The sequence below is a fragment of the Saccharopolyspora sp. 6M genome, from assembly GCF_020176775.1.
Taxonomy (GTDB): Bacteria; Actinomycetota; Actinomycetes; order Mycobacteriales; family Pseudonocardiaceae; genus Saccharopolyspora_C; species Saccharopolyspora_C gregorii.
Genome location: NZ_JAIUJZ010000026.1, coordinates 1 through 20,412 on the forward strand (window position 1 = coordinate 1; position 20,412 = coordinate 20,412).

Here is a 20,412-nt window from a genome sequence, read left to right on the forward strand (position 1 = left end):
CGGCGCCCCCCCGCTCACGTGCGCCGCCCCGCCGCTGCGGCCCTCCCCGCACGGGGCCCCCACCGGGCGGCCCAACACGCGCCCGTCCCCCCGGCCCCGCGTGGGCTGGACCCCCGCCCCCCCCACGGCGCCGCCGGACGGCCCGCGGTCGGGCCGGTCCGGGAACGCGGCGGCCGGCCGGTGCGGTCACCGGCCGTACCGGATTCAGCTGGTCTTCTGCTTCTCGATCGGCTCGGCGATCTGCGCGGAGGACTCGGAGGTCGCCTCGGTGGCGTCCTTCTGCTCGCCCTCGGCTTCCTTCGCCTCGGCCGCCGGGGCGGCCTCGTCCTGCTCGGTCGCGGGGGCCTCGGCGGCCTCCTCGGTGGTGACCTTCTCGCGGACGGCGGCACGCACCCAGGTGGTGACGACGCCCGGCGCGATCTCCAGGTCGATGCTGTCGTCCGCGCTGGACACCACGGTGCCGAACAGCCCGGAGGTCGTCATCACCCGGTCACCCGCGGTCAGCGAGTTCTGCAGCTTCTGCTGCTCCTGCACGGCCCGCTTCTGCTTGCGCGCCTGCAAGAACATCGGCACGGCCAGCAGCACGATCAGCAGCGGCAGAAACAAGGATTCGAAAGACATCATGCTCCGTTTCGGCGGACGCCGTGGGATTCGCCCGACCACCAGCCGGGGCGCCCGAATTGTTCGGATGTAGCGCTTCCAGTGTGCCAGCCGTGTCGATGGGCGCGCCGCCGCCCACTGGCCACGCGGGCCGAACCGGGCTCCGGCGGCGGCCATCGGGGCCGTCGACGCCGCGCAGCCTATCGCCCGCGGGGTGGCCGGTCTCACAGCCCACCTGCCGCCGGAACCGCCCCGCGGCGGCCGCTACTCGAACAGCACGGCCTGCGATTCGCCCGGCGCGTGCGGCGGCGGGGTCAGGCCCACGTGCTGCCAGGCGGCGACGGTCGCGACCCGGCCGCGCGAGGTGCGGGCGAGCATCCCCGCGCGCACCAGGTACGGCTCGCAGACCTCCTCGACCGTGCTCGGCTCCTCCCCCACCGCGACCGCGATGGTGGTGATCCCGACCGGACCGCCGTGGAAGGAGCGCACCAGCGCCGAGAGCACCGCGCGGTCCAGCCGGTCCAGGCCGAACTCGTCCACGTCGTAGACCTCCAGCGCGGACCGCGCCACCTCCAGCGTGACCGCGCCGTCGGCGCGCACCTCCGCGTAGTCGCGGACCCGGCGCAGCAGCCGGTTCGCGATGCGGGGCGTCCCCCGGGAGCGGCGGGCGATCTCGACGGCACCGTCCGGGCGCAGGTCGACGCCGAGGATCCCGGCGGAGCGGCGCACCACCAGCTCCAGCTCGGCGGGCGAGTAGAACTCCATGTGCGCGGTGAACCCGAACCGGTCCCGCAGCGGGCCGGTCAGCGTCCCGGACCGGGTGGTGGCGCCGACCAGCGTGAACGGCGCGATCTCCAGCGGGATGCTGGTGGCGCCCGGGCCCTTGCCGACCACGACGTCGACCCGGTAGTCCTCCATCGCCAGGTACAGCATCTCCTCGGCGGGGCGGGCGATGCGGTGGATCTCGTCGATGAACAGCACGTCGCCCTCGGCGAGGTTCGACAGCATCGCCGCCAGGTCGCCGGGCCGTTCCAGCGCGGGCCCCGAGGTCACCCGGATCGCGGAGCCCAGCTCCGCCGCCATGATCATCGCGAGGCTGGTCTTGCCGAGCCCGGGCGGGCCGGAGAACAGCACGTGGTCGGGCTGCTCGCGGCGGTTGAGCGCGCCGTGCAGCACCAGTTGCAGCTGCTCGCGCACGCGGGGCTGGCCGACGAACTCGCTGAGCCTGCGCGGGCGCAGCGTGCTCTCCACGTCCTGCTCGGCCGGTTCCTGCTGCGGGTCCAGCGGCGCCTCGCCGGGCAGCGCCTGCCGGGCCGGGAGCTGGCCGGGCAGGAGTCCCGCGTGCGGGTCCTCGTCCTCGTGCGGAGCGCTCATCGCGGGCCCAGCGCGGCCAGCGCCTTGCGCAGCACGGCGGAGGTGTCGGCGGGCGCGCCGTCGGCGGCGAGCACGGCTTCCACGCTCTGCTCGGCCTGCTTCGCGGAGAACCCGAGGCCCACCAGCGCTTCGGCGACCTCGGTGCGGACCCGGCCGCGGTCCGGGGCGCCGGGCAGCTCGCCGGAGCCGTTCCCGGCGAGGGTGCCGACCTTGTCCCGCAGCTCCAGGATCAGCCGCTCGGCGCTCTTCTTCCCGATGCCGGGCACCTGGGTGAGCGTGGTGAGGTTGCCGTCCGCGAGCGCGTGGCACAGCTGGTCCGGCGAGAGCACCGCCAGCGTCGCCAGCGCCAGCCGCGGCCCCACCCCGGACGCGGTCTGCAGCAGCACGAACAGGTCGCGCGCCTCCGGGTCGGCGAAGCCGTACAGGGTCAGCGAGTCCTCCCGCACGACGAGCGTCGTCGCCAGCAGCGCCTCCTCGCCGCGGCGCAGCCCCGCGAGCGTGGCGGGCGTGGCGTGCACGGCGTGCCCGAGGCCGCCCACGTCGATCACGGCGTGGTCCAGCCCGATCGAGAGCACCGGCCCGCGTACCGAAGCGATCATCCTGTGAGGTCTCCTCTGCCTGCCGGGGGACGCCGCGCGTCCCGCAGCCGTTGCCGGTGCGCCTTGGCCAGTTCCGCGGCCTTCGCCTCCGCCGCGGCCAGCCGCGAGCTCATCGGCGCCCGCCACAGGTGGCAGATGGCGAGGGCGAGCGCGTCGGCGGCGTCGGCGGGCCGGGGTGCTTCGCTGAGCCCGAGGACCTTGGTGACCATGAGCGTGACCTGCCGCTTGTCCGCGCGACCGGAGCCGCTGATCGCGGCCTTGACCTCGCTCGGCGTGTGGAACGCGACCGGCAGCCCGCGGCGGGCGGCGGCCAGCGCCACCACCCCGGAGGCCTGCGCGGTGCCCATCACCGAGCGCACGTTGTGCTGGCTGAACACCCGCTCGATGGCCACCACCTCGGGCTGGTGCGCGTCCATCCACTGCTCGACGGCGTCGGCGACCGCCTTGAGCCGCATGGGCAGCTCGTCACCGGGCGGGGTGCGCACGACGCCGACGGCGACGCAGGAGATGTGCCGGTTCCGGCCGCCGTCCACCACGCCGATCCCGCAGCGGGTCAGCCCGGGGTCGACTCCCAGCACGCGCACGACTTCCTCCTCGGCCTTCAGCTCACCCGGGAACACCCGTTCGACACTCTAGCGCCCGCGCGGCCCCGCACCCGCGCACGACACACCCGATGATCACCCGTCCGCGCGCCGCGCGCCGCACCGCCCCCGCGGTCACGGGCCGTCGACGCCGGGCGTCCACCGCTCCGGGGCGCCGCTCTCGGTCAGCACCGGCTGGTACTCGGCGAACCCGCCGGGCGCGTCCGGTTGCCACGGGAAGGTGCCGTCCGGCGCGGCGACGATCAGCTGCACCGCCGGGAAGTCCGCTCCCTTGTAGACGGCGAACGCGCTGCCCAGGTACTCCGGGTAGTGCCGCTTCGCGATCCGCTCGAAGGTGACCGGGCAGCCCTCCAGGAAGCCCGCGTACAGCTGCCCGGGGCTGAACCGCTCGCCGCCGGAGACCCGCGCGACGTAGGTGTCCACCACCGCCTGCGCCACGTCCCGGGGCAGGCCGATCACCACGACCTCGGGTTTGCCGAAGCGTCGCCACGCCCCGACGGAGAACGCGTGGGCGGCACCGCTGTCGTCCGCCGCCACGTGCACCACGGCGGCGCCGTGCCGCTCCGCGGTGTCCACCAACCACTGCCGCAGCTGCTCTTCCGTCTCCGCCACGGGCGCCATTCTGCCGATTCTCATCCGATCGGGGGAGCCCCGGGGACCGGGGGCGCGGGCCGCGCCGCCGGGTGCCGGCGCGTCCCGCGCGCCGATCAGGCGTCCAGCTCCGCCATGACCTCGTCGGAGGCGTCGAAGTTGGCGTAGACGTTCTGCACGTCGTCGCAGTCCTCCAGCGCGTCGATCAGCTTGAAGACCTTGCGCGCGCCCTCCGCGTCCAGCGGGACGTTCACCGAGGCCAGGAAGCTCAGCTCCGAGGAGTCGTACTCGATCTCGGCCGCCTGCACCGCCTTGCGGACCTCGACCAGGTCGGTCGGCTCGCACAGCACCTCGAAGCTCTCGCCGAGGTCGTTGACCTCTTCGGCGCCCGCCTCCAGCACCGCGCCGAGCACGTCGTCCTCGGTGAGCCCGTTCTTCGGCACGATCAGCACGCCGCGCCGGGAGAACATGTACGACACCGAGCCCGCGTCGGCCATCGAACCGCCGTTGCGGGTCATCGCGGTGCGGACCTCGCCCGCGGCGCGGTTCTTGTTGTCGGTGAGGCACTCGACCAGCACCGCGACGCCGTTCGGGCCGTAGCCCTCGTACATCAGGGTCTGCCAGTCGGCGCCGCCGGCCTCTTCGCCGCCACCGCGCTTGCGGGCGCGCTCGATGTTGTCGACCGGCACCGAGTTCTTGCGCGCCTTCTGCATGGCGTCGTAGAGGGTCGGGTTGCCGTCCGGGTCTCCCCCGCCGGTCCGCGCCGCGACCTCCACGTTCTTGATGAGCTTCGCGAAGAGCTTGCCGCGCTTGGCGTCGACGGCGGCCTTCTTGTGCTTGGTGGTGGCCCACTTGGAGTGGCCGCTCATCTTTCCTCCGTCTTTCCACGCCGTCGCAGGCGAGACCCCGGGGCCTTCAGCCTGCGCGAACGGTCTGCACGAAATGCCGGTGCACGCGCTCGTCGCCGTGGACCAGTTCCGGGTGGAAGCTGGTGGCGAGCACGCGCCCCTGCTGAACCGCGACGATCCTACCGGCGGCGGCCGGGTCGCCTGATGCGCGCGGGGTGACCTCGGCCAGCACCCGCACCTGCGGGCCGATGCGCTCCACCCAAGGGGCGCGGATGAACACCGCGTGCACCGGGCCGTCGACCCCGGCGAAGTCGAGGTCGGCCTCGAACGAATCGACCTGCCTGCCGAACGCGTTGCGCCGCACGGTCATGTCGAGCGCGCCGAGCGGCGTGATGCCCGCTTCGGCACCGCCCAGCACCTCACCGGCCAGCAGCACCATGCCCGCGCAGGAACCGTAGGCGGGCAGGCCGTCGGCGATCCGCTGCCGCAGCGGTTCGAACAGCTCGAAGGAGTGCAACAACCGGCTCGTGGTCGTCGATTCCCCGCCGGGCAGCACGATGCCGTGCAGGTCCGCGAGTTCCTCGGGCCTGCGCACGGGTTTGGCGACCGCGCCGCTGCGGTCGAGGGCGCCGAGGTGTTCGGCGACGCCGCCCTGCAGGGCGAGCACGCCGATGACGGGAGCCGCCGCACCATCCATCACGAGTTCTCCGTTCCTGAGTTCGGCGGGGCCGCTCGACCGGCCCCGACCCGATGGGCCGCCCACCTGCGCTCCGGCGAGGTGCCCGCCTCCCCGACGGCGCGAGCGGCCCACTCGACCGCGCTGCCCGGTCGAATGGGCCGTTCACCTGGTCCGGGGCCGCGTCACCAGCCGCGCTGGGCGTAGCGCTGGTCCGCCGGGAGGGAGTCGACGTTGAGGCCGACCATCGCCTCGCCGAGCCCGCGGGACACCTTCGCGATCACGTCCGGGTCGTCGTAGAAGGTCGTCGCCTTCACGATCGCCTCGGCGCGCTTGGCCGGGTCGCCGGACTTGAAGATGCCGGAGCCGACGAAGACGCCTTCGGCGCCGAGCTGGCGCATCATCGCCGCGTCCGCCGGGGTGGCGAGCCCGCCCGCGGTGAACAGCACGACCGGGAGCTTCCTGGCGGCGGCGACCTCCTTGACCAGGGCGACCGGGGCGCGCAGCTCCTTCGCCGCCGCGTACAGCTCCTCTCCGTCGAGCTGTCCGAGCCTGCGGATCTCGGCGCGGATGGAGCGCATGTGCCGGGTGGCCTCGACGACGTTGCCGGTGCCGGCCTCGCCCTTGGACCGGATCATGGCGGCGCCCTCGGCGATGCGGCGCAGGGCCTCGCCGAGGTTGGTGGCGCCGCAGACGAACGGGACGGTGAAGTTCCACTTGTCGATGTGCAGCGCCTCGTCGGCGGGGGTGAGCACCTCGGACTCGTCGATGTAGTCGACGCCGAGGGACTGCAGCACCTGGGCTTCGACGAAGTGGCCGATGCGGGCCTTGGCCATCACGGGGATGGAGACGGCCTCGACGATGCCCTCGATCATGTCCGGGTCGGACATGCGGGCGACGCCGCCCTGGGCGCGGATGTCGGCCGGGACCCGCTCCAGGGCCATCACGGCGACGGCCCCGGCGGCTTCGGCGATCTTCGCCTGCTCCGGGGTCACCACGTCCATGATCACCCCGCCTTTGAGCATCTCCGCCATGCCGCGCTTCACTCCGTCGGTGCCGGTGGCCTGGGCGGTGGCTGCGGTGTCGGTCACGGTCTGCCTTCCCTCGGGGGTCCGGCGCGGCGGCGTGCCGCGCTCTCCCCTCCGACGCTAGGCCGCAACTGGACCACTTCCACGGTCCACTTACCCCTGTTCTCAGTAGTCCACTTCGCGATCGGCGCCGGTGAACGGCATTGCACGCGACGTCACCCGGGTGTGTGATCGGGGACACAACGACGTCCGAGGGGGCAGCGATGGGCAGCAAGCAGAACGTTCCGGGGGTGCAGGCGGCGCCCGCCCCCACCGATCCGAGCGGGATCCGCAACGTGGTCCTGGCGGGGCCGTCCGCGGCGGGCAAGACGACGCTGGTGGAGGCGCTGCTGGCGACGACCGGCACCATCCCGCGCTCCGGTTCGGTGGTGGACGGGACCACCGTGTGCGACCACGACAGCGCGGCCGTCGAGCAGCAGCGCTCGGTGGCCCTGTCGGTGGCGCCGCTGGACCACGACGGGCACAAGATCAACCTGATCGACACCCCCGGCTACGCCGATTTCGTCGGGGAGCTGCGCGCGGGCCTGCGGGCGGCGGACGCGGCCCTGTTCGTGGTGTCCGCCGAAGAGGGCGTGGACGCGGCGACCCGCGCCATCTGGCAGGAGTGCGCCCGGGTGCGGATGCCGCGCGCGGTGGTGCTGTCCCGGCTGGACCAGCACCGGGCCGATCCGGCCGCCGCACTGGAGTCCTGCCGGGAAGCGTTCGGGGCCGGGGTGCTGCCGCTGCACCTGCCGCTGCGCGGGCCCGACGGCGGCACCACCGGCCTGGTCGGGGTGCTCACCGGCACCGTCTCGGGCACCGGCGCGGCGCGGGACTGCGAGCGGGAACGGGCCGAACTGATCGAGGCGATCATCGCCGAGAGCGAGGACGAGTCGCTGATGGACCGCTACGTCGCGGGCGAGCGCATCGAGGAGCCGGTGCTGATCCGCGACCTGGAGACGGCGGTCGCGCGCGGCGGCCTGCACCCGGTGCTGCCGGTGTGCGCGGCCACCGAGCTGGGCCTGCCCGAGCTGCTGGACGGCGTGGTGCGCGGTTTCCCGTCCCCGCTGGAGCATCCCCCGGTGCAGGTCACCGACCCGCACGGCGGGAACCCGCGGGAGCTGCCCGCCGATCCGGCGGGCCCGCTGGTCGCGGAGGTCGTGCACACCTCGGTGGACTCCTATGTCGGACGGGTGTCACTGGCCAGGGTGTTCTCCGGGACGGTGCTGCCGGAGCGGGCGGTGCACGTGTCCGGGCACGGCATGGCCGAGCGCGGGCACCCGGACCACGACGAGGACGAGCGGGTCGCGCACCTGTACTCCCCGCTCGGCTCGGGGCTGCGCGAGGTCCCGCGCTGCGTGGCCGGCGACCTGTGCGCGCTGACGAAGCTCGGTTCGGCCGAGACCGGCGACACCCTGTCCGACCCGGGGAGCCCGCTGCTGCTGTCGCCGTGGCCGATGCCCGATCCGCTGCTGCCGGTCGCGGTCGTCGCGCGCACCCGCAGCGACGAGGACGCGTTGGCGCGGAACCTGAACCGGCTGGTCGCCGCCGATCCGAGCCTGCGGTTGCAGCGGGACGGCGAGACCCACCAGCTGGTGCTGTGGTGCACCGGCGAGGCGCACGCCGACGTCGTGCTGCAACGCCTCCGCGACGGCGGCGCGGAGATCGACACCGAGCCGCTGCGGGTACCGCTGCGCCAGACGTTCCGGCAGGCCGCGAAGGGTCACGGCAGCCACAAGAAGCAGTCCGGCGGGCACGGCCAGTTCGCGGTGTGCGACATCGAGGTGGAGCCCGCACCGCGCGGTTCCGGCATCGAGTTCGCCGACCGGGTGGTGGGCGGCGCGATCCCGAAGCAGTTCATCGCCAGCGTCGAGAAGGGCATCCGGGCGCAGGTGGAGCGCGGCCTGGAGGACGGCCTGCCGCTGGTGGACCTGAAGGTGACGCTGGTGGACGGCAAGGCGCACAGCGTCGACTCCTCGGACGCCGCCTTCCAGACCGCGGGCGCCCTGGCGCTGCGCGGCGCCGCCGAGCAGGCCGGGCTGGTCACGCTGGAACCGGTGGACGCGGTCGCGGTGTCCATCCCGGACGAGCACCTCGGCGTGATCCTCGGCGACCTGTCCAGCCGCCGCGGCAAGGTCGTCGGCACCGAACCGGAGGACACCGGCTGGACGGTGGTGCGCGCGCACGTCCCGGCCAGCGAACTCGCCCGCTATTCGATCAACCTGCGCTCGCTGAGCTCGGGCAGCGCCACCTTCACCCGCCACTTCGAGCGCTACGACCCGATGCCCACCTGACTCCCGGTTTCCCGGAACCGGTGGGACGGGCCGGTGGAGTCCGAGCCGGCTCCGCGGTCCCGGTTCAGCCGGCCGCGGGTTCCGGGTCGAGTTCGCCGTCGTCCTCGACCGGGGCCGGTTCGGTGCGGTCGGCGACCGGCTGGACGTTGAGCTGGGTCTGCGGGTTGCGGACGTAGGCCGCGGCCTGCTCCGGGGTGACGTGGTCGGCGATCAGGCCCCACGGGACCTTGCCGCCGGAGGACGGGTAGCGCATCCACACCGCGTACTCGTCGGCCTCGGTGATCGGGTGCGTGACCGGCGGGACCGGGTCGGCGGCGGACTCGGCTTCGGCCGCGTCGACGTCCCAGGCGGCAGTGTCCCGCAGGACCGCGACGGTCTCCGCCGGAACCGCGGAGGCCAGCGGGAACCAGTCGAACTGTCCGCTCGCCCAGGCCCGGATGCGGACGTCGTAGACCGCGTCGTCCGTCGAAGCCACCACGCCGCACCTCCGCTTGATCGAGCACTCGCGGCGAGCAGCCTAACCAGCGGCACCGACGGTTCCCGCACCCGCGTCGGCGGCCGTCACAGGCCCCGCACGAACGCCGCCCACGTCGAGCGCTCGAACAGCAGCGCCGGGCCGTGCGGGTCCTTCGAGTCCCGAACGCCGACGGCGGACCGAACCGAGGCCACTTCGACGCACTGCCCGCCGCCCTGACCGCTGCGGCTGCTCTTCCGCCACGCGGTCGCGCTCAAGGCGGCGACCTCGACGCAGTCCCCACCGTTCGGGCCGCTATAGCTGCTCTTGGCCCACGCAGCCGACTCCGGCTCGACCGCCCCGACCTCGATGCACTGCCCTCCGTTCGGGCCGCTGTAGCTGCTGCGCCGCCAAGCCGTGCCGCGCAGGCAGGTCGAGCTGGGAACGTGCCGACCGCATCTCATGCAGACCCCTCCGCCAGTTCGATCAGCAAAGCCCTTGAATCGTCCGGCGTCAGAGCGACCTCGCACAAGCATTCGAAGTCGTCCTGGAATCCCGCGACCTCGACCGGGTCCTCCAGGCACAGGCCTCCGCGCTGGCTCTCGACGTAGACGACTCCCGGGTCGTCCGCCCGCGGGAAGCCGAGCCAGCTGAAAGACCCGAGCTGGCCTCGGTGCGGGCCGGAGCTGAACGGCATCACCTGCAGCACCACCTGGGGATGCTCACCGGCCGCCACGAGATGGCGGAGCTGGTCGCGCATCACGCCCGGGCCACCGACCCAACGGTTCAGGACCGTCTGATCGATGATCCGTCCCACCAGCCCTTCTGCTTGGCGACCTCGGCCAGCCGGAGGTACCAGTCGATCCGCTCGGCCGGGACGCCGAGGAACGGGAGCATGATCTCCAGGTCCGGTCCGCCGATCGCGTTCCGCATGCTCTCCATGTGCGCGATCTTGCCTTGGCCGCAGCGGAGCCTGGCCGCGATGTCGCTCGCCCGCAACTGAGCCAGGCCCCACGCGGTCAAGCAGTTCCGCCAAACGGCGGGCTGTTCGTCGCCGGGGAGCTCGCTACGAGGAGCTCGTCCCCGCCTGAGCGGAGCGGGCGGCCGCGCGCAGGCGCTGCACGACGGTGAGCGCGGAGAGCGCTGCGAGCAGCCACACCGCCACGTCCAGCACGTACGGCACGCCGAGCCCGTGCAGCCCGGTGCCGACCAGCACGAGCACGAAGCGCTCGGCCCGTTCGGCGAGACCGCCGTCGGCGCTGAGCCCGTTGGCCTCGGCGCGGGCCTTCACGTACGAGGTGACCTGCGCACCCACCAGGCACAGCAGCAGCCCGACGCCGAGCGGCCGGTCCCCGGCCACGACCAGCGCCCACCACACCAGCGCCCCGAACAGGGCGCCGTCGGCGATGCGGTCGCACCCGGCGTCGAGCACGCCGCCGAACGTGGAGGACCCGCCGCCCGCGCGGGCCATCGCCCCGTCGAGCACGTCGAACAGCAGGAACACGGTGACCACGACGGTGCCGGTGAACAGCTCGCCGCGGGGGAAGAACCACAGCGCGGAGGCGACGCTGGCGACCGTGCCGATGACGGTGACGGCGTTCGGTGTGAGCCCCGCCCGGACCAGCGCTGCGCCGATCGGGTGCGTCCAGCGGGAGATCGAAGCCCGCGCGAAGATGTTGAGCATCGCCTGTTCCGCCAGCCGCCTAGCGCACCGAATCCACGGTGCTCGTTCACCTGGCAGCGTATCCGTAGCCGAGGCGCTGATCGGACGGCAGGCGAGTCGCCACACCGCCGGTGAACCGCATCACACCCGGAATAGTTGAACGTTCAACACCGTTGCCCGGTCCAGCTGCCCGGTGCAGCAACCACCCGCACCACCGTTCAGGAGGACGCCACATGAGCACTGCCACCACGATCCCCGGTTACGTCGTCGGCACCTGGGACATCGACAGCGTGCACTCCGACATCGAGTTCACCCTGCGCCACCTGGGCGTCGGGCGCTCCCGCGGCCGCTTCGACGGCTTCAGCGGCGAGATCGTCACCGCCGAGAACCCGCTGGACTCCTCGGTGACCGCGGACATCGACCCGGCCACGATCAACACCGGCAACGGCGACCGCGACGCGCACGTGCGCAACAGCGACTTCCTCGACGTCGAGAAGTTCCCGAAGGCGGGCTTCCGCTCCACCGGCATCCGCCAGGACGGCAGCGACTACGTCATCGACGGCGAGTTCACCCTGCACGGCGTGACCAAGCCGGTGTCGCTGGCGGCCGAGCTCGGCGGCTTCACCGACAACGGCCAGGGCGGCACCCTGCTCGGCATCTCCGCCTCCACCACGATCAACCGCACCGACTTCGGCGTCGGCCCCGAGGGCGGCGCCATGCTGGGCGAGAAGGTCAAGATCACCCTGGAGATCGAGGCCAACCTCCGCGCCGAGTGATCACTCCCGAAGGCGGCGGAAGGCCGAGGACGCGGGGTGCGTCCTCGGCCTTCCTTCTGCTCGGACCGGCTCAGCGCCGTCGTTCCCCAGCCGGGAATCCACGGCGGCCGGGGACGGTTCACCACGCCTCCCGATCAATAAGGCTCGAACCGCCGTTCGACGGCGTCCTCCGGCATTCGCACGGCTGGAATACCGAGGTAATCGGCGATGCCCGGAACCTCATCGGGAAGGCCGCGGTTCGCACCGCCATCCCCTCGTAGCACGGCGGATTCGCCTTGGAGCGTCGTGCGGTCGACCCGGAAGGTGTGCGGTCCGACGTGGCTCTCACCCGCAACGATCATGTACCGGCCACCCGCGTCCACCTGATCTGCTCGCACGGTGTTCGAGGCGAAGGTGTTCAGCATCGCCACCCGCTTGTGCGACGACCAGTCCGAGGCCACGTCCGGATCGGTGCCCTTGGACCTCTCCCTCTCAGCCAGGACCGTATCGATACCTCGAATCCGGATCCCTCCGATCCTCTTCACCCCGATCAACAACCGCAGCAGGGAGTCGTGGAGCCATCTGTCCTTGTACCGCTGGAGAAACGTGCCCAGACCACCGGTGGGGGTCGGCTCGGCGCCTTCCAGGTACTGGTCGATCAGCTCCTGATGTTCCGCGCGGAAGGATTCCAGGTAGATCACCCGCAGACCAGCGGATTTCGCCTCGCTGAGATTGCCGGCGAGGAATTCGAGGAACTTCTTGTCGTAGTGCGACTCACCGAGGACGAATCCATCCGCATCCGGATTCCGCAGGAGCGCTTCGAGGGCTTCGTCCGGCGATGAGTGATCCCGAGCGGCCACCGGGTTGGCAGCCGGATCAGCCCGGCCGGAACTCCACGCCTCGCGCACGGCCTCCTGCTGCAGCGCCGCGACCCGGTCGTCCTGCGCCGACCAGTGCTCGCCGGTCTCCGCTGATCTCCTCCCGTGGGCGGCGAGCGCGGCAGCACCGGTCAGCACGGAATCGATCGGACGAACACCGGGTTGCTTCACGAGCTCGGTCACGAGGTACGGGTACAGATCGCTGAGAACCCGGGGGTGGTGCGCGACCAGCACGCACCGGTCTCCGCGATCGAAGACCACCTTCGGATCCTCGAGGATTCCCGGACAGTTCCGCCCGACCGCAGTGATCATTTTTGCGAATTCGTCGTCAAGATCATCTCGGATCGGATCCTCTCGACCCGGCCCGCTGTCGGCTTGTTCACCTCTGAACCTCGGGGGGAACAGCTTCCAGGCTCTCCTCCTGCGCGGTTCGCGCGGCCGGGACGACTCCGGCTCCTCGGTCGACTCCGCCGCCTCGGACGGTTCCGGCGACCGGGGCCAGCCGACCACCAGAGAATTCCCCCGCGGCTGTTCCAGCACCCGATCCATGCCCCCGGCGGCTGCTCCTCCCACCTGGGCGACGCTTCCGGGTGCTGGTGCCGCACCTGCCGCGACCTGCTCACCGGTCTCCGCGCTGTGCGAGGAACCGGTCTGCCGTTGGACCGCGGTGACCGCTTCGGGCCGCGAGCCGAGCGCCTGCGTCACCGCGGCGTTGCCCGCCAGCCGCTGCATGTCCAGCAGCTCGGAAGCCGAACGCGGCTGCACTGGTGCCACCCGTCGCACCGCGGCATCCGCCGACCCGCGCGGCGCCCGAGCGATCCGGTGCTCGGGCGGGTGTTCGCGGTGCTCCATTCCGCCTCCTGAGGCCGCGTACGACGACCACTGTCGCGAACGCGGCCGCACCGCGGGCAGGTGCGGACAGTACGGGCACCGGGCAGCACACTTGCGCGAAAGGGCAGCGAGGCACCCGTCCGGGAACGAAGGAATTCAGCCCGGCCATGCCTCCGCGAGGAGGCGGCGGGTGTCGCCGAGGAGCTGGGGCAGCACCTTCGTGTGGCCGATGACCGGCATGAAGTTCGCGTCCCCGCCCCAGCGCGGCACCACGTGCTGGTGCAGGTGCGCGGCGATGCCCGCGCCCGCCACCGGCCCCTGGTTGAGGCCGATGTTGAACCCGTGCGGCGCCGACACCTGGCGGATCACCCGCATCGCGCGCTTGGTGAACGCCGCGACCGCCGTCGTCTCCTCGTCGGTGAGCTCCGTGTAGTCGGCGACGTGCCGGTACGGCAGCACCATCAGGTGCCCCGGGTTGTACGGGTACAGGTTGAGGATCGCGAAGACCAGCTCGTCGCGGGCCACGATCAGCGTGTCCTCGTCCGGCAGGCCCGACTCCAGCAACCGGCAGAACGGGCAGCCCTCGCTGGCCTCGCCCTCCGGCTTGTTCTCGCCCTGGATGTAGGCCATCCGGTGCGGGGTCCACAGCCGTTGCAGCGCGTCCGGCACGCCGGTGCCGCGCTGCTCCGAGAACTGGACCCCGCTGTCGTCGGAGGTCACGCCGACTCCGCCCCGGCCGCCAGCTCCCGCTGGAAGACCTCCGCGGTCGGCGAGGTGTTCTCGCGGCGCTCCACCCAGCGGCCGATCGCGGCCACCGCCTCCGCCACCGGCACCCCGTTGATCTGGGTGCCGTCGCGGAAGCGGAACGACACCGCGCCGGCCTCCACGTCCTTGCCGCCGGCCAGCAGCAGGAACGGCACCTTCTGCGTGGTGTGGTTGCGGATCTTCTTCTGCATCCGGTCGTCGCCGTGGTCGACCTCGGCGCGAATCCCCCCGGCGCGCAACGACTTCACCACGTCGACGAGGTGGTCGGCGTGCTCGTCGGCGATCGGGATGCCCACCACCTGCACCGGGGACAGCCACGCCGGGAACGCGCCCGCGTAGTGCTCGGTGAGCACGCCGAAGAACCGCTCGATCGACCCGAACAGCGCCCGGTGGATCTTGATGGGCCGCTGCTTGGCGCCGTCCTTGCCGGTGTACTCCAGGTCGAACCGCTCCGGCAGGTGGTAGTCCACCTGGATCGTCGACATCTGCCAGCTGCGGCCCAGCGCGTCCTTCGCCTGCACCGAGATCTTCGGGCCGTAGAACGCGGCGCCGCCCGGGTCCGGCACCAGCTCCAGGCCGGAGGACTCGGCGGCCTCGCGCAGCGCCTCGGTGGCCACCCGCCAGCTCTCGTCGTCGCCGACGTACTTCTCGTCGTTGCGGGTGGACAGCTCCAGGTAGAAGTCCTCCAGGCCGTAGTCGCGCAGCAGGTCCAGCACGAACGACAGCAGCGACTTCAGCTCGTCCTGCAGCTGCTCCGGCATGCAGTAGATGTGCGCGTCGTCCTGGGTCATGCCGCGCACCCGGGTCAGGCCGTGCACCACGCCGGACTTCTCGTAGCGGTACACCGAGCCGAACTCGAACAGCCGCAGCGGCAGCTCCCGGTAGGAACGCCCGCGGGACCGGAAGATCAGGTTGTGGAACGGGCAGTTCATCGGCTTCAGGTAGTAGTCCTGGCCCGCCTTGCGCAGCACGCCGTTCTCGTCGCGCTCCTCGTCGAGGTGCATCGCCGGGAACATGCCGTCCTTGTACCAGTCGAGGTGCCCGGAGGTCTCGAACAAGGTGCCCTTGGTGATGTGCGGGGTGTTCACGAACTCGTAGTCCGCGGCCTCGTGGCGGCGGCGCGAGTAGTCCTCCAGCTCGCGGCGGATGATGCCGCCCTTCGGGTGGAACACCGGCAGCCCGGAGCCGACCTCCTCCGGGAACGAGAACAGGTCCAGCTCGGCGCCGAGCCTGCGGTGGTCGCGGCGCTCCGCCTCGGCCAGCCACTCCAGGTGCTCGGCCAGCGCCTCCTTCGACTCCCACGCGGTGCCGTAGACGCGCTGCAGCTGCTGGTTGTTCTGGTCGCCGCGCCAGTAGGCGGCGGCCACCCGGGTCAGCTTGAACGCGGGGATGAACTTGGTGTGCGGCACGTGCGGGCCGCGGCACAGGTCGCCCCACACGACCTCGCCGTGGCGGTCGATGTTGTCGTAGACGGTCAGCTCACCGGCGCCGACCTCCATCACCTCGCTGGTGTCGACCTCGTCCGCGCCGGACTTCAGGTCGACCAGCTCCAGCTTGTACGGCTCGTTCGCCAGCTCCTCGCGGGCGGCCTCCACCGAGTCGAGGCGGCGGCGGGAGAACTTCTGCCCGGACTTGATGAGCTGCTTCATGCGCTTCTCCAGCGCCTGCAGGTCCTCCGGGGTGAACGGGCGGTCCACGTCGAAGTCGTAGTAGAAGCCGTCCTTGACGGGCGGGCCGATGCCCAGCTTCGCGTCCGGGAACTGCTGCTGCACGGCCTGCGCCAGCAGGTGCGCGGCCGAGTGGCGGATGACGCTGCGCCCGGCCTCGGTGTCGGCGGCGACCGGTTCGACCTCCACGTCGGACTCCGGCGCCCACGCCAGGTCGCGCAGCTCGCCCTCCTCGTCGCGGACCACGACGATCGCCTGCGGGCCCTGGCCGGGCAGACCGGCTTCGGCGACGGCGGCGGCAGCGGTAGTGCCCGCCGGCACCTTCACCCTGGTGACCTGCTGGGCTTCGGGCGGCTGAACGGACACGATGACTCCTCGTGAAGGGCGGTCGCCGAGGAGGCGACCCGCGGATGAAACCGGCTGGTACTTGCCCCTTCGATGCTATCGGCCGCCCGCCACCCGATTTCCGCCCCTGCCCGGCGCGGACGGGTTCAGCCGAGATCACCTTCCGCGATCATCGCCTCGATCTCCATCGCGGAGGCGAGGCCGCCCGCGCACGGCCCGATCACGCCCTGCACGCCGAGCTTGCGCAACCGGTTCGCCTGCTCGATGGTGCGCACCCCGCTGCCGACGACGGCCAAGCCCAGCAGCTGGGCCGAACCGACCAGGCTGGACACCAGGTGCTCGTCCAGCGGGTCCGCCCCGTCCGGCGCGGCGAACGAGTCCAGGTAGCCGCCGGTGAGCCGCACCGCGCACAGCGGCAGCCCGCGCAGCCGCGCCACCTCGCGGTGGTCGTGACCGAAGTCGTGCACGCCCAGCGTCAGGCCCATCTCGGCGAAGATCTCCAACGCGTCGATCGGATCGCCGTACTGGTCGAACAGCGCCGCCTCCGGCACCCCGATGACCAGCTTGCTGGCCGGCAGCCCGCTGTCGGCGAGGATGCGGCGCATGTCGCCGACCAGCTCCGGGTCCCGCAGCTGCCGCGCCGACAGGTCCACGGCCGCCACCGGCCCCCGGTCGCCGAACCGCTCCTGCCAGTGCACGGCGTGCGCGCACACCTGCTCCAGCATCCAGGTGCCGAGCCGGGTGATCAGGCCGGTCTCCTCCGCCAGCCCGAGGAAGTCCTCCGCGTCGAGCTCGCCGAACTCCGGGTGGTCCCAGCGCAGGTGCGCCCGCACCCCGACCAGCGAGGCGTCGTCCCACCACAGCACCGGCTCGTACTCCACGTACAGCTCGTGCTCGTGCAGCGCGCTGGGCATCGCCGCCGACAGGTGGAAGCGCTCCTTGGCCGCCGCGTTGTGCTCCGGGTCGAACAGCGCCCATTGCGCCCGGCCCTCGTTCTTGGCGCGGTACAGGGTGATGTCGGCGTCCTGCAGCAGCTCGTCCGGCCCGGTGGCGGCGACCGCGGTCTCCACCACGCCGACGCTGGCGGAGGCGGTGAGCAGGTGGCCGCACACCGACACCGGGCGGGTCACCTCCGAGAGCATGTGCTCGACGATCTCCACCAGCCGCGCCGCGCCCTGCGAGTCGGGGACGAGCACCACGAACTCGTCGCCGCCCATCCGCGCCGCCAGCCCCGACTCCAGGGTGGCCAGCGCGTTGAGCCGTTGCGCCATCGCGCGCAGCAGCTCGTCCCCGACCGGGTGCCCGAGGCTGTCGTTGATCGCCTTGAACCCGTCCAGGTCGAAGTAGCACAAGCCGACCCGGCGGCCCGGGTACGCCGGTTCCAGCGCCGCGTCCAAGGTGGTCTTGAGCAGGGTTCGGTTCGCCAGCCCGGTCAGCGGGTCGTGGGTGGCCTGCCTGCGGAACTGCTCCTGGAGCATGTGCCGGTGGGTGATGTCCTCGTAGAGCAGCACCTGGTAGTCCGGCGCGCCGTGCGAGTCGCGCACCAGCGAGGCCGAGACCTGCGTCCAGATGTGCGCGCCGTCGGCGCCGCTGAGCCGCGTCTCGGACTGGAACCGGTCCACCTCGCCCACCGAGAGCGATTCGACGTTCTCCACCAGGTCGTCCACCCAGTCCGGGTCGGCGAGGTCGAAGACGCTGCGGCCCACCAGGTCCTGGCAGACCGGTTCGAAGATGCCCTCCATCGGGGAGTTGACCTCCTCGATGATGCCGTCGAGCGTGACGATCGCGATGCCCAGCGCGGAGGAGGTGAACACCGCGCGGAACGAGGCCTCGCTGGCGCGCAGCGCCTCCTCGGCGGCGTCCCTGGCCTGCAGCACGGCGCGCTTGATGACCTCCTGCTCGTCGAGGGTCTGCTCGCGCAGCTGCCCCGCGTAGGCGGCGGCGACGGCGCCCAGCACCGGCACCAGGTCACCGCGCCCGAACCGCGCGGACCGCAGCTCCGGCAGCCCGGAGCCGAGCACCCGCAGCGTGCGGTCCAGCGCGGCGGGACCGGTGAAGTGGATGCGCACCAGCCGCGCGCCGAGCTCGGCGGCGGCCTCCAGCAGCCGGTCCGCGTCGCCCGCGGCGTCCAGCAGCACGTCGAGCCGCTCCAGCAGGAAGTCCTCGATGTCGGCGCGCGCCATCGGTACGTAGCTGGTGCGGATGATCTCGCGGGTCCAGCGGCGGACCAGCGCGGCCCGTTCCGCCCCGGGGCCGTCGCCGGGCCCCTCGGAAGACTCCGTCATGACCCGGCACCGCCGATTCGGCCGCGGATTCCGCCATTTCCGAGGATTTCGGGACGACTGTTCGCGCATGGGCATATTCCCCGGAGGAATGAGGGCGGGATACCACCCCGGGCGCGGCGGGGGCGAGGCCCGCAACGGCCCGCGGGGCGCTCCGCGGGGTGCTGCTCGACGCGGTCGGCGGACCGCCGGGCGACGGCTCCCGGAGCGGGCCGGGACCGACGCCGCGCGGCGCGTTCTTCGAGGTGAACACCATCAGGCAGCCGTTCCGGCCGCTGGTGCATCGTTGCCTCCCGAGTGCCGGTGTCCACGATGGTCGACCCGACTAAAGTCGGTACTCTACAAGATCTTTTGAAGGTACAGGCACCAACGCCGAACGTGATCGTACTGTGACGGTCCGCGCCCGGTCATCCATCGATTTCGGGGACGCCACCCGGTCGAGCGAGAAGCGCTATGAGGCTTCTCACCGTCCGCATTCCGGGATTTCCGGTAAGGGGAACCTAAGCTGGAGGGTGGTCGGATCGCGCCGCGCGCGACGGGCACCCTAGAACGGAACGCCCGGCACCCGCCGCGGCACATCCACGACGGCCCGGGCCCACCCCCGGCGCCACCTTTGAAGTCGAGCAGGAGGACACGCATGACCCGCCCACTGCGAGTTGCGATCGTCGGGGCCGGCCCCGCCGGCGTGTACGCCGCGGACATCCTGACGAAATCCGAGACGCCAGTGGACATCGACCTGCTCGACCGGATGCCCGCCCCCTACGGGCTCATCCGCTACGGCGTCGCTCCCGACCACCCGCGCATCAAGGGCATCGTGAACGCGCTGCGGCGCATCATGGAGAAGCCGGAGATCCGCTTCCTCGGCGGCGTGAACTACGGCGAGGACATCAAGCTCGAACAGCTCCGGCACCACTACGACGCGGTGATCTTCTCCACCGGCGCCGACAAGGACCGGGCGCTGGACATCCCCGGCATCGACCTGGCGCACAGCCACGGCGCCGCCGACTTCGTCTACTGGTACGACGGCTACCCGGAGGCGACCCGCGACTGGACCTTGGACGCCAAGGAGGTCGCGGTCGTCGGTGCGGGCAACGTGGCGCTGGACGTGGCGCGGGTGCTCGCGAAGCAGGCCGACGACCTGCTCAGCACCGAGATCCCGGACAACGTCTACCAGGGCCTGAAGGACTCGCAGGTCACCGACGTGCACCTGTTCGCCCGCCGCGGTCCCGCGCAGGCCAAGTTCACGCCGCTGGAGCTGCGCGAGCTCGACCACCAGCCGGGCGTGGAGCTCATCGTGCACCCGGAGGGCTTCGAGCTCGACGAGGCCAGCGAAGAGGCCATCCGCAGCAACAACCAGGTCAAGACGATCGTCAAGACCTTCCAGGACTGGGCGCTGCGGGACCCGAAGAACGACACCCCGCGCCGGCTGCACTTCCACTTCCTGCGCGCGCCGGTCGAGGTGCAGGGCACCGACCGCGTCGAGGGCCTGCGCACCGAGATCATGGAGCTCACCGGCGACGGGAACGTGCGCGGCACCGGCGAGTTCGAGACGACCCCGGTGCAGGCGATCTACCGCGCCGTCGGCTACCTGAGCTCCCCGGTGCCGGACATCCCGTTCGACCACGGCACCGGCACGGTCCCCAACGACGGCGGTCGCGTGCTCGACCTCGACGGCGAGCACATCACCGGCGTTTACACCACCGGCTGGATCAAGCGCGGGCCCGTCGGCCTCATCGGCCACACCAAGGGCGACGCGCTGGAGACCATCGGCAACCTGCTGGACGACCTGGACTCGATGCCGACCGCCGAGGAGCCGGACCGCGAGAGCGTGCTGCGGCTGCTGGACGACAACGGCGTCCGCTACACCACCTGGGACGGCTGGAACCTGCTCGACGCGCACGAGCAGGCGCTCGGCGAGGCCCAGGGCCGCGAGCGCATCAAGGTCGTCGAACGCGACGACATGATCAACATCTCCCGCTCGGAGAGCTGATCCCACAACCCGAACGGGGCCCCCGGGGGGGGGGGGGGCGGGGGGGGGGGGGGGGGGGGGGTGGGGGGGGGGGCGGGGGGGGGTGGCAGAGTTGCGGGGTGGGCGTGGGTTTGTGGGCGGGGGTGTTGGGG

General features: G+C 72.0%; 20 protein-coding genes. 3 read left to right on the forward strand and 17 right to left on the reverse strand.

All coding sequences use genetic code 11. The features are described from left to right. Positions 1-204: 204 nt before the first annotated feature. The 8 genes from yajC to pdxS all read right to left on the reverse strand — a co-directional run bounded on the left by yajC (position 205) and on the right by pdxS (position 6,381). Positions 205-621, reverse strand: coding sequence for a preprotein translocase subunit YajC (gene yajC / locus LCD31_RS04615; protein ID WP_224956190.1), 417 nt, complete (start codon positions 619-621; stop codon positions 205-207). Between the two features lie 243 nt (positions 622-864). Further along, entirely contained in the window at positions 865-1,974 is a 1,110-nt protein-coding gene (ruvB, locus tag LCD31_RS04620; protein ID WP_224956191.1) for a Holliday junction branch migration DNA helicase RuvB, read from the reverse strand. Continuing rightward, on the reverse strand, positions 1,971-2,573 hold the full coding sequence (gene ruvA, locus LCD31_RS04625; protein ID WP_224956192.1) for a Holliday junction branch migration protein RuvA: 603 nt from the start codon (positions 2,571-2,573) through the stop codon (positions 1,971-1,973). Before ruvA ends, ruvB begins: the two co-directional genes overlap by 4 nt. Then, complete coding sequence (ruvC, locus tag LCD31_RS04630) at positions 2,570-3,157, reverse strand: crossover junction endodeoxyribonuclease RuvC (protein WP_224956193.1); 588 nt, start codon at positions 3,155-3,157, stop codon at positions 2,570-2,572. The genes ruvA and ruvC overlap by 4 nt, the downstream gene beginning before the upstream one ends. 132 nt (positions 3,158-3,289) lie before the next feature. Continuing rightward, positions 3,290-3,796 (reverse strand): DUF4262 domain-containing protein, encoded by a 507-nt coding sequence (locus LCD31_RS04635; RefSeq protein ID WP_224956194.1) that lies wholly within the window; start codon positions 3,794-3,796, stop codon positions 3,290-3,292. An 86-nt stretch (positions 3,797-3,882) separates the two neighbouring features. Then, a complete protein-coding gene (locus LCD31_RS04640; RefSeq protein WP_224956195.1) occupies positions 3,883-4,635 on the reverse strand; it encodes a YebC/PmpR family DNA-binding transcriptional regulator in 753 nt (250 codons plus the stop codon). 46 nt (positions 4,636-4,681) lie between these two features. Further along, positions 4,682-5,311: a pyridoxal 5'-phosphate synthase glutaminase subunit PdxT gene (gene pdxT / locus LCD31_RS04645; RefSeq protein WP_224956196.1), complete on the reverse strand. Its 630-nt coding sequence runs from the start codon at positions 5,309-5,311 to the stop codon at positions 4,682-4,684. Between the two features lie 164 nt (positions 5,312-5,475). Then, entirely contained in the window at positions 5,476-6,381 is a 906-nt protein-coding gene (pdxS, locus tag LCD31_RS04650) for a pyridoxal 5'-phosphate synthase lyase subunit PdxS (RefSeq protein WP_224956197.1), read from the reverse strand. Positions 6,382-6,581: 200 nt separating this feature from the next. Here pdxS and LCD31_RS04655 point away from each other — a divergent pair, with 200 nt between their 5' ends. Beyond that, positions 6,582-8,651 (forward strand): elongation factor G-like protein EF-G2, encoded by a 2,070-nt coding sequence (locus LCD31_RS04655; RefSeq protein WP_224956198.1) that lies wholly within the window; start codon positions 6,582-6,584, stop codon positions 8,649-8,651. Positions 8,652-8,715: 64 nt separating this feature from the next. Here the strand turns inward: LCD31_RS04655 and LCD31_RS04660 are convergent, their stop codons facing one another. The 5 genes from LCD31_RS04660 to pgsA all read right to left on the reverse strand — a co-directional run bounded on the left by LCD31_RS04660 (position 8,716) and on the right by pgsA (position 10,789). Next, the gene (locus LCD31_RS04660; RefSeq protein ID WP_224956199.1) at positions 8,716-9,126 is read right to left on the reverse strand and encodes a hypothetical protein; all 411 of its coding nucleotides are present in this window, start codon (positions 9,124-9,126) and stop codon (positions 8,716-8,718) included. 86 nt (positions 9,127-9,212) lie between these two features. After that, complete coding sequence (locus LCD31_RS04665; protein WP_224956200.1) at positions 9,213-9,569, reverse strand: DUF397 domain-containing protein; 357 nt, start codon at positions 9,567-9,569, stop codon at positions 9,213-9,215. After that, entirely contained in the window at positions 9,566-9,922 is a 357-nt protein-coding gene (locus tag LCD31_RS04670; protein ID WP_224956201.1) for a DUF5753 domain-containing protein, read from the reverse strand. Before LCD31_RS04670 ends, LCD31_RS04665 begins: the two co-directional genes overlap by 4 nt. Further along, positions 9,892-10,047: a hypothetical protein gene (locus tag LCD31_RS04675; RefSeq protein ID WP_224956202.1), complete on the reverse strand. Its 156-nt coding sequence runs from the start codon at positions 10,045-10,047 to the stop codon at positions 9,892-9,894. The genes LCD31_RS04670 and LCD31_RS04675 overlap by 31 nt, the downstream gene beginning before the upstream one ends. A gap of 124 nt (positions 10,048-10,171) precedes the next feature. After that, positions 10,172-10,789 (reverse strand): phosphatidylinositol phosphate synthase, encoded by a 618-nt coding sequence (gene pgsA / locus LCD31_RS04680; protein WP_224956203.1) that lies wholly within the window; start codon positions 10,787-10,789, stop codon positions 10,172-10,174. Positions 10,790-11,001: 212 nt separating this feature from the next. Between pgsA and LCD31_RS04685 the strand changes: the two genes are divergently transcribed. After that, on the forward strand, positions 11,002-11,544 hold the full coding sequence (locus LCD31_RS04685; RefSeq protein WP_224956204.1) for a YceI family protein: 543 nt from the start codon (positions 11,002-11,004) through the stop codon (positions 11,542-11,544). A 134-nt stretch (positions 11,545-11,678) separates the two neighbouring features. On the opposite strand, the gene LCD31_RS04690 is transcribed toward LCD31_RS04685, so the two are convergent. The 4 genes from LCD31_RS04690 to LCD31_RS04705 all read right to left on the reverse strand — a co-directional run bounded on the left by LCD31_RS04690 (position 11,679) and on the right by LCD31_RS04705 (position 18,294). Beyond that, entirely contained in the window at positions 11,679-13,253 is a 1,575-nt protein-coding gene (locus LCD31_RS04690) for a hypothetical protein (RefSeq protein ID WP_224956205.1), read from the reverse strand. A gap of 135 nt (positions 13,254-13,388) precedes the next feature. Next, positions 13,389-13,862, reverse strand: coding sequence for an HIT domain-containing protein (locus tag LCD31_RS04695; RefSeq protein ID WP_224956223.1), 474 nt, complete (start codon positions 13,860-13,862; stop codon positions 13,389-13,391). Between the two features lie 86 nt (positions 13,863-13,948). Further along, positions 13,949-15,991 (reverse strand): threonine--tRNA ligase, encoded by a 2,043-nt coding sequence (gene thrS / locus LCD31_RS04700; RefSeq protein ID WP_224956224.1) that lies wholly within the window; start codon positions 15,989-15,991, stop codon positions 13,949-13,951. Between the two features lie 164 nt (positions 15,992-16,155). Continuing rightward, complete coding sequence (locus LCD31_RS04705; protein WP_224956206.1) at positions 16,156-18,294, reverse strand: bifunctional diguanylate cyclase/phosphodiesterase; 2,139 nt, start codon at positions 18,292-18,294, stop codon at positions 16,156-16,158. Positions 18,295-18,928: 634 nt separating this feature from the next. Here LCD31_RS04705 and LCD31_RS04710 point away from each other — a divergent pair. Next, a complete protein-coding gene (locus tag LCD31_RS04710; RefSeq protein ID WP_224956207.1) occupies positions 18,929-20,281 on the forward strand; it encodes an FAD-dependent oxidoreductase in 1,353 nt (450 codons plus the stop codon). The last annotated feature ends 131 nt before the right edge of the window (positions 20,282-20,412 follow it).